The sequence below is a fragment of the Corynebacterium minutissimum genome (assembly GCF_016889765.1).
GTDB classification, from domain to species: Bacteria; Actinomycetota; Actinomycetes; order Mycobacteriales; family Mycobacteriaceae; genus Corynebacterium; species Corynebacterium minutissimum_B.
On sequence record NZ_CP069533.1, the window covers coordinates 1 to 15,218 of the forward strand.

Here is a 15,218-nt window from a genome sequence, read left to right on the forward strand (position 1 = left end):
GCGGGCGCTGATTCCTTTCTCCGATGTTTGGGAAAAAGAGAAACCGCCCTACGGGTGTGTAACCTGACTTAGGTCTTGGGTGGGTGAGCAACGTGACTCTTGACATTGCTACCTGGTGGTTTTCGGCGGTGAGGTGGGATTGTTCCGCACTAAATTGACCTAAGGCAGGAGGGCGTTTTGTAAAAGGCATCTGGCAAAGGGCATCTTTGGGTCTAAAAACGCCATCTGCAATGAGTAAATGGCGTTTTCAGCCGTGAAAACGCCTTTTGTCAGACGCCTTTTGTAAGATGCTTCCAGCATGTCGATGGAGGGATGCAGACGTTGCGCATTGCGAGGGGAGCGAAGAGGTAATCCGTTTGGGAAGAGACGTGCAGTGCTCTACGGAAACGGTCATTGTGGCCTGACTTAGGTCTTGGGTGGGTGAGCATCGCGACTCTTGGCACTGCTACCTGGTGATTTTCGGCGGTGAGGTGGGATTGTTCCGCACTAAATTGGCCTAAGTCCGGACCTCCTTACGGGTGTGTAAGTGGACACAATCGGGCTTAAGTCCGCATTTTTTCGCTCAAATGGGGCAGAATAAAAACAGTCAGTTGTCGTGCTTGACCCCACAGGCATCGGGTAGGGCGCGACTTACCCTCTTGTCCCGCAGCACTGCTGCGAATATTGGAGTCACACATGGTTGTTGTGCACATTCTCATTGTCCTAGCGGCGATTTACCTGGGTGCTCGAATCGGTTCCATCGGAATCGGTATGGCTGGTGGCCTGGGCGTCTTGATTCTCGGCCTTACCGGAGTTCCGATTACGCGCGAGGACATTCCTTTCGACGTCATCGGCATCATCATGACTGTTATTGCCGCCATCGCTGCCATGCAGCGCGCTGGCGGTATGGATTACTTGGTTTATCTCGCCGAGAAATTCCTCCGCAAGAATCCCAAACGAATCACTTTCTATGCCCCAATTGTTACCTGGCTCATGACGGTGCTTGCCGGTACGGGCCACACCGCCTTTTCTACCCTCCCGGTCATTGTTGAGGTGGCCAAGGAAGGAAAGGTACGCCCCTCTCGTCCTTTGTCCATTTCCGTGGTCGCTTCGCAGATGGCGATTTGTGCCTCACCGATTTCTGCTGCAGTCGTCCTGTTGGCATCATTGCTTGAGCCGATGGGTGTGGGCTACCTCCAGATTTTGGCTGTCCTTATTCCAGCTACGTTCCTCGCCATCTTCCCGGCAGCATGGGTAGCCAACCGTGCGGGTGTTGAGCTGGAGGATGATCCCGTATACCAGCAGCGTAAGGAGCAGGGTCTGGTCAAGCTTCCACAAGGAGCGTCCAACTACAGCCCGAGCCAGGGCGCGAAGTCTTCCGTCATCATCTTCCTCGTGGCCATTGTCATCGTCATGCTGTGGGCTACGCTGACCTCGTCGCAGGTTGGACTCATTGAGGAACCGACTTTGCCACGTAATGAGGCCATTATGACGGTGATGCTCACCGCAGCAACCCTGATCGTGATGCTGACTAAGGTGCCGGCTGGTGATGTCCTCAATACCCCGGTGTTCAAATCCGGTATGTCCGCATGTATCTGCGTGTTGGGTGTTGCCTGGCTGGGCACCTCCCTGATTAACCACTACCTGGAAGATATTCAGGAGCTCTCCGGAGAGATCATCGCATCGGCTCCATGGCTGCTGGCTGTCGTTCTCTTCTTTGCTGCGGCTCTGCTGTACTCGCAGGCAGCCACCACCAAGGCCCTTATGCCGGCCGCATTGGCACTTGGTGTCAACCCGCTGACCGCTGTAGCCGCTTTCCCAGCGGTGTCCGCACTGTTCATCCTGCCGACGTATCCGACTCTGCTGGCAGCAGTGGAGATGGACGATACCGGTTCGACACGCATCGGCAAGGCAGTCTTCAACCACCCATTTATCGTTCCGGGTGTGCTGAACATCGTGCTGTCGATTGTTCTCTGCTACCTCTTCGGCGCCGTCCTTATCTAGCCAGCCATTATTTAGCCAGCGCACGCTAAAAATCGGGCTCTCACCGCGCTAAACTGGTGGGCATGAGTACTCAACCTTCAGACGTTGACATTGCCCAAGCCCACCACCTGGAGCCCATCGCTGAGATTGCCTCCCGTGCTGGTATCCCCGAATCAGCATTGATTCCCTTTGGCCGCACGAAAGCCAAAGTGGATATCACCCACATTGAGGACATGCCCGCTAAAGGAAAGCTTGTTCTCGTAACGGGGGTGTCGCCGACTCCGGCCGGTGAAGGAAAATCGACGGTCCTCATTGGCCTCACCGATGCCCTCGCCGCACTTGGTAAGAAAGCTATCGTCGCTCTCCGTGAGCCTTCCCAGGGACCAGTCATGGGCATCAAAGGTGGCGCTGCCGGTGGTGGCTACTCGCAGGTAGTTCCTATGGAGGACATCAACCTCCACTTCACCGGTGATTTTCACGCTATCGCCGCAGCCACCAATACGCTGGCCGCCATCATTGATAACCACATCCATCAAGGCAATACGCTCAACATCGATCCGCGTCGCGTGACATGGCAGCGTTGTGTCGATGTCAATGACCGCGCCTTGCGCAACGTCATCACTGGGTTGGGTGGACCTGCCCACGGCGTACCAGGAGAGACCAGCTTCACCATCACGGCAGCCTCGGAAATCATGGCAATTTTGGGTCTCGCTACGGACCTCGCCGATCTGAAGAAGCGCCTGGGTGACATCACGGTGGGCTACACCTACGACCACAAGCCAGTAACCGCTCGCGACTTGGATGCCGAGGGTGCCCTGACTGCGCTTATGCGGGACGCGCTTAACCCTAACCTGGTACAGACCTTGGCCGGAACCCCGGCTTTTGTTCATGGTGGCCCCTTCGCCAACATCGCCCATGGTTGCAATACTCTGCTCGCGACCCAAACTGCGATGCGCTTTGGTGACATCGTCCTCACTGAAGCTGGCTTTGGTGCTGACCTCGGCGGCGAAAAGTTCATGGATATCAAAGCCCGCTTTGGTGATCTTGATGTAGCCGGCGCCGTGGTCGTAGCCACGATTCGTTCGCAGAAGTACAACGGTGGCCAGCCGCGCGAGGAACTCACCACAGAGAACCTTGACGCGTTGAAGAAGGGCGTGGTCAACCTCGAGCGCCATGTCGAAAACCTCCGCAGCTTTGGGCTTACTCCAGTTGTTGCCCTCAACTTGTTCGGCAGCGATACGGACGCAGAGCGTGAGTTCATGCGTCAGTGGGCCAAGGAGTTTGGCGTTGCTCTGGAAGAAGCCGAAGTTTGGGCCAAAGGTGGCGAGGGCGCGATCCAACTTGCACAGCTGTTGCTTGAGAATCTCTCTGAAGGCCGCTCGAAGCAGCTCTACGATCCTGAAGAGGGCATTGAGGCGTCTATAGAGACCATCGCCACCACGATCTACCGCGCTGAGAGTGTTGAATATTCATCGAAGGCTCTCAAGGATCTGAAATACATCAAGGATAACGGCTGGGAAAAGTACCCAGTAGTGATTTCCAAGACGCAGTACTCCTTCTCCGACGATCCGAGCCAGCTCGGTGCTCCCGAGGGACATACCCTGCATGTCCGCGAGCTCCAACCGCGCACTGGTGCCGGCTTCATCGTGGCATTGACGGGTGATGTGATGACCATGCCGGGCTTGCCTAAGAAGCCAGCAGCGAACAATATCGATGTTGCTGCAGACGGTACAATTTCCGGCCTGTTTTAGGTGTAAGCCCGATATGGTCGGGGTGTTCAAAAGCTAGTAGAACGGTTACTCGGCCGTTCTACTCCGGCCCTCCCTTCTACTCCGGCCAGCCGGGGTACTCAGGTGGCGTTCCGCCGAAGGCTGGGCACAGGTCCTGAAACGAGCACCAGCCGCACAGTTTCGAGGTCTTGGGTCGAAAATCGCCAGCTTTGCCATCGCCTTCGATCTTGGCCCAGAGCTCGCCCAAGTCACGCTCGAAGTATGCGAGCTCCTCAGGACCTGGCGTAAGGAACATTGAGTCCAGCACCTTGAGGTACATCAAGCGCAACTGCGCCGGAATCGTCCCCATCAGCCGCCAATACACGAGTGCATAGAAACGCATCTGGAATTGCGCATCGTGTGAATACCGGGGGAGAGGCTTCTTTCCGGTCTTGTAGTCCACCACGCGCACTTCTCCGGTGGGTGCGACATCAACGCGATCAATAAAGCCGCGGACGGGCACACCGTTGGGCAAAACCGTATCCACGTACATCTCGCACTCGTGGGCATCAAAGCCCTGGGGGTTTTCCATCTGGAAATAACCCTTGACCAGTTCACGTGCCTCGATGAAGAAGTCGAGTTCTTCCTCAGCAGGGACGAGGTCCCGCAGATCCGGGTCCGCCTCAACCATCGTGGCCCATTCGGGCTTAATCATTTTTACTGCGGCCGGGTAATCACGCTCCTCGCGTGGGAGCTTATGCATGTTTTCCAAAACAGCATGAACCAGTGTGCCTTTGACCTGCGCCTTCGTCTTAGGCTCAGGAAGCTTGTCAATAGCCCTGAAGCGGTAAAGCAATGGGCACTGGTTGTAATCGGACGCGCGGGAAGGGGAGAGGGCTAGTCGTTTCGGCATGATGCTGCCTAGCCTAGCGCATGGCCTCGGAGAACCCTGCTGCACATACTTGGGCCCACATACTTGGGGACGTACAGCTGCCAACCGTGGCAAGCTAGAAGGTATGACTACGACGGATACCACGAAAGCGTTTCTCGATTTCATCGCTGCTAGCCCCTCCTCCTACCACGCTGCTGAAGAAGTAGCGCGCCAGCTGACGGAGGCGGGATTTAGCCGCCAAGAGGAAAACGAGGAGTGGTCAGCCGAACCAGGTGGACACGTCATGGTGCGGGGAGGCGCAGTCATGGCGTGGTATGTACCGGAAGGGGCTAGCCCGGAGTCCGGATTCCGCATCATCGGTTCTCATACCGACTCCCCAGGCCTTGCCCTTAAGCCCACTCCGGACTTCGATTCCGCTGGGTGGCAACAGGTAGCTGTGGAAGTCTATGGCGGCGTTTTGTTGCACAGTTGGTTTGATCGCGAGCTCACCGTGGGCGGCCAAGTTTTGACCAAGGATGGTTCCCGCCACCTCGTCAACACTGGTCCGCTCCTGCGCCTGCCTTCGCTGGCCATCCACCTTTACCGCAAGGATGAATTCAAGCCGGAGCGTCAACGCCACATGCAGCCGGTGCTCTCAGTAGGTACGCCGGAGACCTCCGTCATGGGCGTTATCGGCAGCCAGCTCGGTGTTGAACCCGATGACATTGCCTCCTTCAATCTCATTACTGCGGATGCCCACCGTGGGGAGGTCTTCGGCGCGGGGGAGAAGCTCATCGCTGCCGGGCGTATGGATAATCTATCCTCCGTTCATGCCTCGCTGCGGGCGATGGTCGGAGTGGCGTCGTCAAGCACAGCGCCTAACAACCAGGACATTCTGGTGATGGCCGCATTTGACCACGAAGAGGTTGGCTCCTCCTCCCGTTATGGTGCCGGCGGTCCCATCCTGGGAGACGTGCTCACGCGTACCGCGCGTGCGCTCGGCGCAAACGAGGAACAGCGTTTCCAGATGTTCGCCCGCTCCAGCTGTGTATCAGCAGATGCAGCGCACTCGGTGCACCCAAACTATGCTGAAAAGCACGATCCTACGCATCATCCAATCATCGGCCAAGGTCCCGTGACCAAGATAAACGGCAACCAGCGTTATGCCTCCGATGCTGTCACGGTGAATCTCTGGGAGGACGCGTGCCGCCGCGCAGGTGTTCCGTACCAGCGCTTCGTGGGCAATAATGATGTGCCGTGTGGCTCCACGATTGGTCCAATCTCTGCCACGCGTTTGGGTATCCCCACTGTGGATGTCGGTGTGCCGATGCTGTCGATGCACTCTGCCCGCGAGCTTGTGGGCGAACGTGACCAACTATGGCTCGGCCAGGCTCTTGAGGCATACTTGGTGGGTTAACCCGGACATCCCTCCCTCACTTATGAAAGGCCCTAAACGCTATGGCATATTCTGGCCCCTTCAGCTACGGCGACCGCGTGCAGCTTACTGATGCTAAGCGCCGTCACTACACCATCGTCCTCGAAGAGGGAGGCCAGTTCCACTCGCACAAGGGCATCATCAACCACGATGACATCGTGGGGCTCGATGAAGGCTCTGTCATCGACTCCACTTTAGGTAGCTCTTTTCTGCTCTTCCGCCACCTCATGGTGGATCACGTGCTCTCCATGCCGCGCGGTGCAGCAGTGATTTACCCCAAGGACTCCGCACAGATCTTGGTCGAAGGCGATATTTTCATGGGTGCCCGCGTGCTTGAGGCCGGTGCCGGGTCCGGTGCGCTGTCCATGACGCTGCTGCGTGCCGTGGGCCCACAGGGCCACGTGTACTCCTACGAAGTCCGCGATGATCACCTCGAATACGCAGTGGACAACGTTAAGGAATACTTCGGCGAGCAGCCCGAGTGGTGGAGCCCGCGTTTGGGGGACTTGGCCGACGTCAACGTCGAGGATCTAGGAGGGCCAGTCGATCGCGTCATTCTCGACATGCTCGAGCCGTGGGAGCACCTAGAAAAGGTACGTGACATCCTCATTCCGGGTGGCGTGTTCATGACCTATGTGGCCACCGTGCCTCAGCTCATGAAGGTGATGGAAGGTATCCGTGAGCTTAAGTGCTTTACCGAACCCAAGGCGTGGGAGTCCCTGGTGCGCGAGTGGAAGGTGGAGGGCCTAGCTACGCGCCCGGAGCACCGCATGAACGCCCACACTGCCTTCCTGATTTGGACGCGCCGGCTTGCCGACGGCGTCACGCCGCCCCGCCCGCAGCGCCGCGCACGAAAGTAGGGGGTAAGGGCCTGCCCGCGCGCTAGGGTGGATCCTATGAACGATGCCACCAACGCCTCCGAGCACACCCAGTTGCGCCGGCAGATTGATCAACTCTCTGAGCGCAACACTAAGCTCGCCGCCTTGTTAAAGGATGCGCGCGTCAAGCTGCAGCAGCTACTTGCTGAAGTTGACGCTTTGGCGGAACCTGCCTCCACGTATGGAGTCTTCCTAGGCTATTCCGGCCGGCCGCACGATTCGCGTCGCGATGCCGAGGTGTATACCAATGGCCGCGTCATGCGCGTGAAGATTTCACCCAACCTTGAGCCTGGCTCGTTAAAGGTGGGCCAGCAGGTGCGCTTGGGCGAAGGTTTTGTTGTGGTGGAAGCCTGTGCGCCGGTCAACACGGGATCGCTAGCCACGCTTCACGAGCGCCTCGGCACCGACCGTGCGGTCATCACCAACTCCGCAGGGGAGGAGCAGGTCGTTGTGCTCGCCGCGCACCTGCGGGAGGAGGTTCGCGCGGGCGATACCCTTCTAATCGAGCCCAAGTCCGCCGTCGCGGCCGAACGCGTGCACAAGACTGAGGTGGCGCAGCTGACCCTCGAGGAAGTTCCAGACGTTTCCTACGATGACATCGGCGGTCTGGATGAGCAGATTTCCCAGATTCGGGATTCTGTGGAGCTGCCTTTCCTGCACCCAGACCTCTACCGGCAGTACGATCTCCAGCCGCCCAAAGGCGTGCTGCTCTATGGTCCTCCCGGGTGCGGCAAGACTCTCATCGCCAAGGCTGTGGCGCATTCTCTGTCCAGTTCTCTGGGAGCAACTGCCCCGAGCTACTTCCTCAACGTCAAGGGCCCGGAGCTGCTCAACAAGTATGTTGGCGAAACCGAGCGTCGCATACGCCTGATCTTTGAACGCGCCCGCGAGTTGGCCTCTGAGCCTTCCGAAGACGGCAGCCTACGCCCAGTGATCATCTTCTTCGATGAGATGGAATCCATTTTCCGCACTCGCGGCTCGGGTGTGTCCTCCGATATGGAAACCACAGTTGTCCCACAGCTGCTTACGGAGCTCGACGGCGTGGAAAAGCTCAACAACGTCATCGTCATTGGTGCGACCAACCGCGAAGAACTCATCGATCCGGCGATTATGCGCCCAGGGCGTCTCGATATCAAGATTCGCATCAATCGTCCCACCAAAGACGGTGCGCGAGAGATCTTTGCCCGCCACTTCCCAGAAACAGTGCCGCATGAGGGAAACCTCGCGGAGCTTATTGACGCCGCCGTCGACGATCTCTACGCTGACCGCCCCTTCGTTCGGCTGCTCTACGCCAATGCGGAGCCGCGCGTGCTGCATTACCGCGATTTCGTCTCCGGAGCGATGATTGCCAATATCGTCTCTCGTGCGAAGAAGCTTGCCCTCAAAGAAGCGCTCGACTCAGCCGACGGTACTGGCCCTGGAATTACCGCACAACACTTCCACGAGGCCATCGCCGCGGAACAGGCCGAATCCGAGTACGTGCCGACCTCCGCCACGCCGGAAGAATGGGCCAAGATCGTCGCCGGTACCTCTGCCGGCGCACACGTCACCGGCGTCGAAGTGATGGGAGCATAACGATGAGCCGTATCAAGCGAGTCATTGGCACTGAAACCGAGTACGGTATCGCCACACCATCGAACCCGGCGCTGTCTCCCATTGTGACCTCAACGCATGCCGTCGTGGCCTATGCTGCGCTGCACACCGGGGCGCGTTCTCGCTGGGATTTCCGCGAGGAGCACCCGCTGCGCGATAGTCGTGGGTTTGACCTCAAGCGCTATCACACCGTTCCCGTGGTGGATCCCAACGCGCTCGGTGTCGCCAACGTGGTCACCGCCAATGGTGCCCGTTTCTATGTCGATCATGCCCACCCCGAGTACTCCTCGCCGGAGTGCACAAACGCATGGGATGCCATGCTTTACGACGCCGCCGGCGACCTCATCCTGCGCCGAGCAGCGGACGCCGTGAACGAGCTCACAGCCCAGGGCACCTCTGTATTGGCGCACCATGATCCGTGCCCGCCGTTGAAGTTCTACAAGAACAACGTCGACGGCAAAGGCGCGTCGTACGGCAGCCACGAGAACTACCAGTACTCACGGAGCACCGATTTCGAGGACATCGCCCAAGGCCTTATCCCCTTCTTCGTGACCCGCCAGGTGGTCACGGGGGCTGGCCGCGTGGGCCTAGGCCCTGATGGAGAAGAGCCAGGGTTCCAAATATCTCAGCGGGCGGACTATATCGAAACCGAGATTTCCTTGGAAACCACGCTTAACCGCGGCATTATCAATACCCGCGACGAACCGCATGCGGTGGCAGAAGAATTTGGCCGCCTCCACGTCATCATTGGTGACGCCAACATGTCCCAGACCTCGAATCTTCTCAAGCTCGGCATGACCTCTCTCGTGCTCGATGCCATCGAGGACGGCGTCGACTTTAGTGACCTGCGCCTGGCAGATCCCGTGGCAGAGGTTCAACGTGTCAGCCGCGACCTCACCTTGAGCCATGAGCTGGTGCTTCACGACGGCCGCCGCCTCACCGCCCTCGACATCCTCAGTGTCTACCGCGAGCGCGTCACCGCCACCTCGGCGGCGGACGAGAAGGTCCTCGCTGCTTGGGACGAGGTTGTGGCTCTTCTGGCTGACGACCCCTTGAAAGCTGCGAACCTGCTGGATTGGGTAGCCAAGTACCGCCTTATTAAGGGCTATCTCGACCGCGGCGTCGCCCCTGAAGATCCCAAGCTCGCGCTCATCGATCTTCAGTACACCGACATCGATCCCGCCAAGTCCCTCCACCACGCTCTCGTGCGCAAGGGACAGATGCGTACCCTCGTCAGTGAGGAGGAGCTTATCCATGCGGCAGAGAATCCACCGAGTGATACCCGCGCTTACCTGCGTGGGCGCGCCACCCAGAAGTTTGGTGAGGATGTCCTCGCTGCCTCCTGGCAATCGCTGACGTTTCGCGTGGGCGAATCCAGCGGGCCCGAATCCGGCGCTGCCCATGTTCCCCTCGATGTGACCACGCAGTTAGGGCGGGAAGACGTCGGCACATTACTCGAATCCAGCACGCACGCGAAAGAACTCGTGGAGGGATTGCGCCAGCTCGGCGTGCCCATCGAGTACCCTACGATGTATTAGAGCGCATGTTTTAAGCAGCGTGATCTCGCTTTGTAGCTCACGAAAGGAGCCTTCACCATGAGCGGTAAGCAATCTCAGATTAACGCCGGCGGCGGCAACAACTCCGGTGATAACGCCGAGGAATTCGACGCCGGCCAGGTCAGCATCAACAGCGCTGGTACCGACGATCTCCTCGATGAGATCGATGGCCTGCTGGAATCCAACGCCGAAGAGTTTGTGCGCTCTTATGTGCAAAAGGGCGGCGAATAAAGGTGGAGAAGACCGCCGATACTGCGCCTGTATACGCTCGGCGCATCATGGGCATTGAAACCGAGTACGGCATCACCACCTCTACGGCTTCCGGGCAGCGGGTTTTGTCGCCCGATGAGATTGCCCGCTTGCTTTTTCGCCCCGTGGTAGCGGAGTATTCTTCCTCAAATATTTTCGCTCCCAACGCGTCGCGCCTCTATCTCGATGTGGGTTCTCACCCAGAGGTTGCTACAGCAGAGTGCGATAGCTTGAGCCAGCTCATTGCCTACGAGCGCGCGGGTGATGTGATGGTGGACCATCTAGCTCGACAAGCAGAAGAGGCTCTCGCCGCACAAGGCGAGGAACGCGCAGTCTACCTGTTCAAAAACAATGTGGATTCTGCTGGTAACTCCTACGGCTGCCACGAGAATTACCTCATTGGCCGCCACGTTGTGCTCAAGGACTTGGGCCAGGCATTGCTGCCGTTCCTCATTACTCGCCAACTCATCTGTGGTGCTGGAATGATCCAGAGGGCTAAGGGCGATGAACCAGCGCGTTTCGTGCTGTCTCAGCGCGCCGACCAGGTGTGGGAAGGCGTGTCCTCGGCGACGACTCGCTCGCGGCCCATCATCAATACGCGCGACGAGCCGCACGGCGATTCCAAGCTCTACCGACGTATGCACGTGATCGTGGGTGACTCGAACATGGCGGAACCTACTATGGCGCTCAAAGTAGGCTCCGCGCTGCTGATGCTGGAAATGCTTGAGGCAGGCTTCGACGTACCGCAGTACTCGGTCCAGGATCCTATCCACCACATTCGCGCGATTGCCCTCGATCCCACGGGGAGCACGGCTCTGCCGCTTGCCGGTGGCTCCATGGTCACGGCCCTAGAAGTCCAGCAGGCCCTGTGCGATGCCGCCACGCGTTGGCTCGACCATCGCGACGATGCCGGTACCCCTACCGCGGAGATGGCACGCGTGGTTGACCTGTGGCAGCGTACGCTCGCGGCCATCGATACTCAGGACTTTTCCGGTATCGACCGTGAAATCGATTGGGTCATCAAGCGAAGCCTTCTGGAGCGCTACCGCACCCGCCTAGGAGGGGAGTGGAGCCACCCCAAGCTGGCCCAGATTGACCTGACCTACCACGATATTCGCCCCGGACGCGGGCTCTATAGCGTGCTGAAGCAGCGAGAGATGGTTAAGCGCTGGATTGATGATGCTGCCATCACTACTGCTGTAGAGCAACCACCGCAGACTACGCGTGCCAAGCTGCGCGGTGAATTCCTCGCCACCGCGCGTGAGCTCAATGCGGCCATCACGGTGGATTGGACACGGATGAAGGTCAACCGTCCAGAGCCCATGACGGAGGAGTTCTCCGAGCCCTTCGTGTCCGCGGACCCGCGCTTGGATGGATTGTTAGACTACATGCGTTCGCACCACAGCGTTTAGCGCTTAGCTCACGCCCCATTGAAAAGCCGCCGTCTTGAGCCTGAAGGAGCCTAGCACTATGCCGTCGTCCACTGACCGCACAGCCACCCGGGCTCCTGCACGGGATATGGCTATTGAAAGGCTCACCAACCTCACCTTCGCGTTGCACGGCGCCGCTCACCAGGGAGGTGTTCCAGACCGGAGTGCGTCTTGGATTCGCAGCCATGTCGAGGGCTACCAAGGCAAGAGCGACGAGGCGTTTAGCAAGTTGCTTTCCCGCGATATCCGCACGCTGCAACGCGCCGGTGTTCCGGTGGTGCATTCTAGTGGCGCTGAGGGTCCTCTGTATCGGCTCAACCCTGAGGACTACCAGCTACCGCCGGTCGATTTCACTCCCGAGGAAGCCATGGTCCTTGGCGTGGCCGGTGGAATTGGTACTCCGGGTGGCCTCAGTGACTTCAGTTTGTCTGCTTGGACCAAGATTGCTGCTTCGGGTGCGTCCCGTGATCTTTCTGGAGCGCCCGTCTACACGGCCGTCAATGACATGACGAAGCTCAGCCCGGAGTTGGTCAAGGCTGTTCTTACCGCGGTACGCGCAGGAGTGCGTATCTCCTTTGACTATTACGCCACTCCTTCCTCCGAGCCTGTACGCCGACTCATGGATCCTTGGGGACTGGTCAATCACCGTGACCGCGTCTACCTCGTGGGCTGGGACGCTGACCGCAAGGCACCGCGCACCTTTCGCGCCACGCGGATAGACAATGTGCGCCGTTCCCGCCAGGAAGCCACGCACCTCGAGCAGAGTGCGCCTTTGCAAGACCTCGTCATTGCAGCGCTGCAGCGGGGTGAGACCGTCACTGCGCTCCTTGAGGTACCGCAGGGCCAGGCCGTCGAATTAGTGGAGGCCGGAAAGCGCCGCCCAGATGGGCAAGTCGAGCTTCACGACGTCGACCGTGATTGGCTCATCCGCACCGCCGCGGGCTATGCGCCGGACGTTGTTGTCCTCGAGCCCGAGGACGTCCGCTCCGACATCCTGGCCTTACTTCGCAGTGCTAGCGAGGAGGAAGCCCATGGCTGATCAGTCACGCAAATTGCAGGCGCTCGTACGTTCCCTCAACCTCATCCCATATCTGCGCAACCATCCGGGCCTGAGCCCTATGGAAGCTGCTGAAGACCTCGGTATGACACCCGTGGAGCTGAAAGACGCCATCGATAGGCTCTTTTGTTCTGGCGTAGGGCGCAATACTGAAGACCTGATCGACTTGAGCTTCAGCTATCGCGATGGCATTGAAATCTACAATGACCAAGGGTTGACCCAAGCGTTGCGCCTTACGCCGACGGAGGCCGGCGCGCTGCTGCTCACCCTCGAATCCTTGGAAGCAATGCCGGGGCTTGTCGACGTCTCCGCGGTCCATTCCGCCGCCTCAAAGCTGCGTGCCATCATGGACGACAAGACCGCGGCCATCTACGATTCCCTAGCCACCACCGACCCCGAGGAATCCGCGGTGCAAGCGGCGCTTGCGGGGGCCGTCGACAAGCGCCAGCAGGTGCGTTTTACCTACTGGAGCATGTCCTCCAACCGCACCACGGAACGCACCGTTCACCCGGCTCGCATCTTCATCGTCGACGGCGAGCCTTATCTGGCTGCGTGGGAAGAGACGACAGGGGAGCACCGCACGTTCCGCCTTGACCGCATGCACAATGTCGAGGTTCTCGATGCCACCGCGAGCCCTCACTTGAGAGAACTGGACTTTAACCCCGATTCACCCTTTGGTCTAGATCACACTCTCACCGCAGAGCTGGAGATTCACCAAGAATTCACCTGGCTAGCCGAGCACTATGACATCACCCTAGGTGAAGAATTAGAAAATGGCCTCATAGCTGCGACGATGCCGGTCGGTTCGAAAGACTGGTTTAGCCGTTTCGCCCTCGGACAAAGCGATAGGTTGCGGGTTGTGGGGCCCAAGAAACTGGTTGAGACGATTTCGCAGCATAGAAAACGCGCCGTGGAGCGTTATACTCAACACCCAGATTAAGAGCTCTCTGCGTGCGCCCGTTGTATGGTGAAGTCTTCCTTTACAGCGCGCACCACCAACTACGAAAGAAGGGGCATCCCCATGACCGTGGGACCTTTGGAAATCGGCCTTGTCGTCCTCGTTATTGTGCTGCTGTTTGGCGCTAGGAAACTCCCAGAGCTGGCCCGTTCTCTCGGCCGCTCCATGCGCATCTTCAAGTCCGAGGTTAAAGAGATGAAGGACGAGAACAACACCACTAACGAGCAGGGCCAGATCGCTGCATCGAAGAGGAACGACGAGGACTTCTGGAATAGTCCGGAGATGCAGCCGCGCTCCACCAAGCCGGTCGACGGCACGCAGAACTAGAACGCACAGAACTAGACGCGGCCCACCCACCACTAACAACAACTTTCTGCCTGAGAGGGGAGGACGTGTGCCTTGAGCGATAGGAGCACACCACCAACTACGACGACAACGTCTCGCAGGCAGAAGTGGACCTCAAAGCTTCGGCGCAAGCCTAAGAACCCTACCGGGGAGATGACCCTGGTTCAGCACCTGCAGGAACTGCGCAGGCGTATCGTCATCTCTTTGCTTGCCCTCGTCGTGGGCACCATTGTGGGTTTCATCTGGTATCAGAACGCACCGTTTAATATCGCGCCGCTCGGCGAGATCCTCCGTGGGCCGTATTGTTCATTGCCTGAAGAAAGCCGTGTGTCCTTCTCTGCCGATGGCGAATGCCGCCTTTTGGCCACCAGTCCCTTTGAGATGCTCTTGCTTCGCCTCAAAGTAGGTGCACTGGCCGGTGCAGTGCTGTCCTCGCCTGTGTGGTTGTACCAAATTTGGGCTTTCATCGTCCCCGGCCTGCACAAGAACGAACGCCGCTTCACCTTCTTCTTTGTCTTCTCGGCGGTAGTATTGTTCGTCCTTGGTGCTGTGCTGGCCTACTTTATCCTCTCCGTCGGCCTTGAGTTCCTCATGGGCATGGGTGAAGAGTTCCAGACTGCTGCGCTGACCGGCGAGCGGTATTTCTATTTCCTGCTGGCGCTGCTCATGATTTTCGGCGTGAGTTTTGAAATCCCATTGCTCATCGTGTGCCTCAATATGGTCGGCGTCTTGGAGTACCAGCATGTCAAGGACAAGCGCCGCATTATCATCGTCGCGATTATGATTTTCGCCGCGGTGGTCACACCTGGTCAAGAGCCTTTCTCCATGTTGGTTCTGGCCTTGGCACTGGTCTTCCTCGTAGAGATCGCCTTCCAGTTCTGCCGAATCAACGACAAGCGCCGAAACCGTACGCGCCCCGAGTGGATGGACCTCGACGATGAGACGGCCTCTCCGCTGGGAGAAGGACCAGGTGGAATTGAGGCACCTACTCCAGTAGAAGCCCCGACGAGTGTCACGGCTTCTCCTGCTCCATCTAAGGCCACTCCGCCGAGCACCCATACACGTACTCAGCCGCCCCAGGGTGAGTTCTTCGACGACGTTCTCTAGCATTGCCGCTTCCCACCTCTTATTGGGTAAGCGCCTCACTGCGCCGGACGTCCATTAGGCAGGTACCC

13 protein-coding genes are annotated in these 15,218 nt (G+C 58.6%); 12 read left to right on the plus strand and 1 reads right to left on the minus strand.

Features of this window, described 5'->3' with window-relative positions; genetic code table 11:
• Positions 1 to 675 precede the first annotated feature (675 nt).
• Positions 676 to 1,983 carry an anaerobic C4-dicarboxylate transporter gene (locus I6J26_RS00005; protein WP_039675348.1) on the plus strand — a complete coding sequence of 436 codons (1,308 nt, stop codon included), beginning with the start codon at positions 676 to 678 and terminating at the stop codon, positions 1,981 to 1,983.
• 62 nt (positions 1,984 to 2,045) lie between these two features.
• Complete coding sequence (locus I6J26_RS00010; protein WP_115022108.1) at positions 2,046 to 3,713, plus strand: formate--tetrahydrofolate ligase; 1,668 nt, start codon at positions 2,046 to 2,048, stop codon at positions 3,711 to 3,713.
• Between the two features lie 76 nt (positions 3,714 to 3,789).
• Here the strand turns inward: I6J26_RS00010 and I6J26_RS00015 are convergent, their stop codons facing one another.
• The gene (locus I6J26_RS00015; RefSeq protein WP_115022110.1) at positions 3,790 to 4,584 is read right to left on the minus strand and encodes a RecB family exonuclease; all 795 of its coding nucleotides are present in this window, start codon (positions 4,582 to 4,584) and stop codon (positions 3,790 to 3,792) included.
• Positions 4,585 to 4,687: 103 nt separating this feature from the next.
• Here I6J26_RS00015 and I6J26_RS00020 point away from each other — a divergent pair, with 103 nt between their 5' ends.
• The 10 genes from I6J26_RS00020 (at position 4,688) to tatC (ending at position 15,150) form a co-directional block, all read left to right on the plus strand.
• Entirely contained in the window at positions 4,688 to 5,959 is a 1,272-nt protein-coding gene (locus I6J26_RS00020; protein ID WP_115022112.1) for a M18 family aminopeptidase, read from the plus strand.
• Between the two features lie 41 nt (positions 5,960 to 6,000).
• Entirely contained in the window at positions 6,001 to 6,837 is an 837-nt protein-coding gene (locus I6J26_RS00025; protein ID WP_115022114.1) for a tRNA (adenine-N1)-methyltransferase, read from the plus strand.
• Between the two features lie 36 nt (positions 6,838 to 6,873).
• The gene (gene arc, locus I6J26_RS00030) at positions 6,874 to 8,430 is read left to right on the plus strand and encodes a proteasome ATPase (protein WP_115022116.1); all 1,557 of its coding nucleotides are present in this window, start codon (positions 6,874 to 6,876) and stop codon (positions 8,428 to 8,430) included.
• 11 nt (positions 8,431 to 8,441) lie between these two features.
• The gene (gene dop / locus I6J26_RS00035; protein WP_115024329.1) at positions 8,442 to 9,986 is read left to right on the plus strand and encodes a depupylase/deamidase Dop; all 1,545 of its coding nucleotides are present in this window, start codon (positions 8,442 to 8,444) and stop codon (positions 9,984 to 9,986) included.
• Positions 9,987 to 10,043: 57 nt separating this feature from the next.
• Positions 10,044 to 10,235: a ubiquitin-like protein Pup gene (locus I6J26_RS00040; RefSeq protein ID WP_115022118.1), complete on the plus strand. Its 192-nt coding sequence runs from the start codon at positions 10,044 to 10,046 to the stop codon at positions 10,233 to 10,235.
• Between the two features lie 47 nt (positions 10,236 to 10,282).
• Positions 10,283 to 11,665, plus strand: coding sequence for a Pup--protein ligase (gene pafA, locus I6J26_RS00045; protein ID WP_115024331.1), 1,383 nt, complete (start codon positions 10,283 to 10,285; stop codon positions 11,663 to 11,665).
• A 58-nt stretch (positions 11,666 to 11,723) separates the two neighbouring features.
• Positions 11,724 to 12,722 carry a helix-turn-helix transcriptional regulator gene (locus I6J26_RS00050; RefSeq protein WP_115022120.1) on the plus strand — a complete coding sequence of 333 codons (999 nt, stop codon included), beginning with the start codon at positions 11,724 to 11,726 and terminating at the stop codon, positions 12,720 to 12,722.
• Positions 12,715 to 13,680 carry a helix-turn-helix transcriptional regulator gene (locus tag I6J26_RS00055; protein ID WP_115022122.1) on the plus strand — a complete coding sequence of 322 codons (966 nt, stop codon included), beginning with the start codon at positions 12,715 to 12,717 and terminating at the stop codon, positions 13,678 to 13,680. The genes I6J26_RS00050 and I6J26_RS00055 overlap by 8 nt, the downstream gene beginning before the upstream one ends.
• Positions 13,681 to 13,761: 81 nt before the next feature.
• Positions 13,762 to 14,025, plus strand: a complete 264-nt coding sequence (gene tatA, locus I6J26_RS00060) for a Sec-independent protein translocase subunit TatA (RefSeq protein ID WP_115022124.1) — start codon at positions 13,762 to 13,764, stop codon at positions 14,023 to 14,025.
• Between the two features lie 72 nt (positions 14,026 to 14,097).
• On the plus strand, positions 14,098 to 15,150 hold the full coding sequence (tatC, locus tag I6J26_RS00065) for a twin-arginine translocase subunit TatC (RefSeq protein WP_430392497.1): 1,053 nt from the start codon (positions 14,098 to 14,100) through the stop codon (positions 15,148 to 15,150).
• Positions 15,151 to 15,218 lie beyond the last annotated feature (68 nt).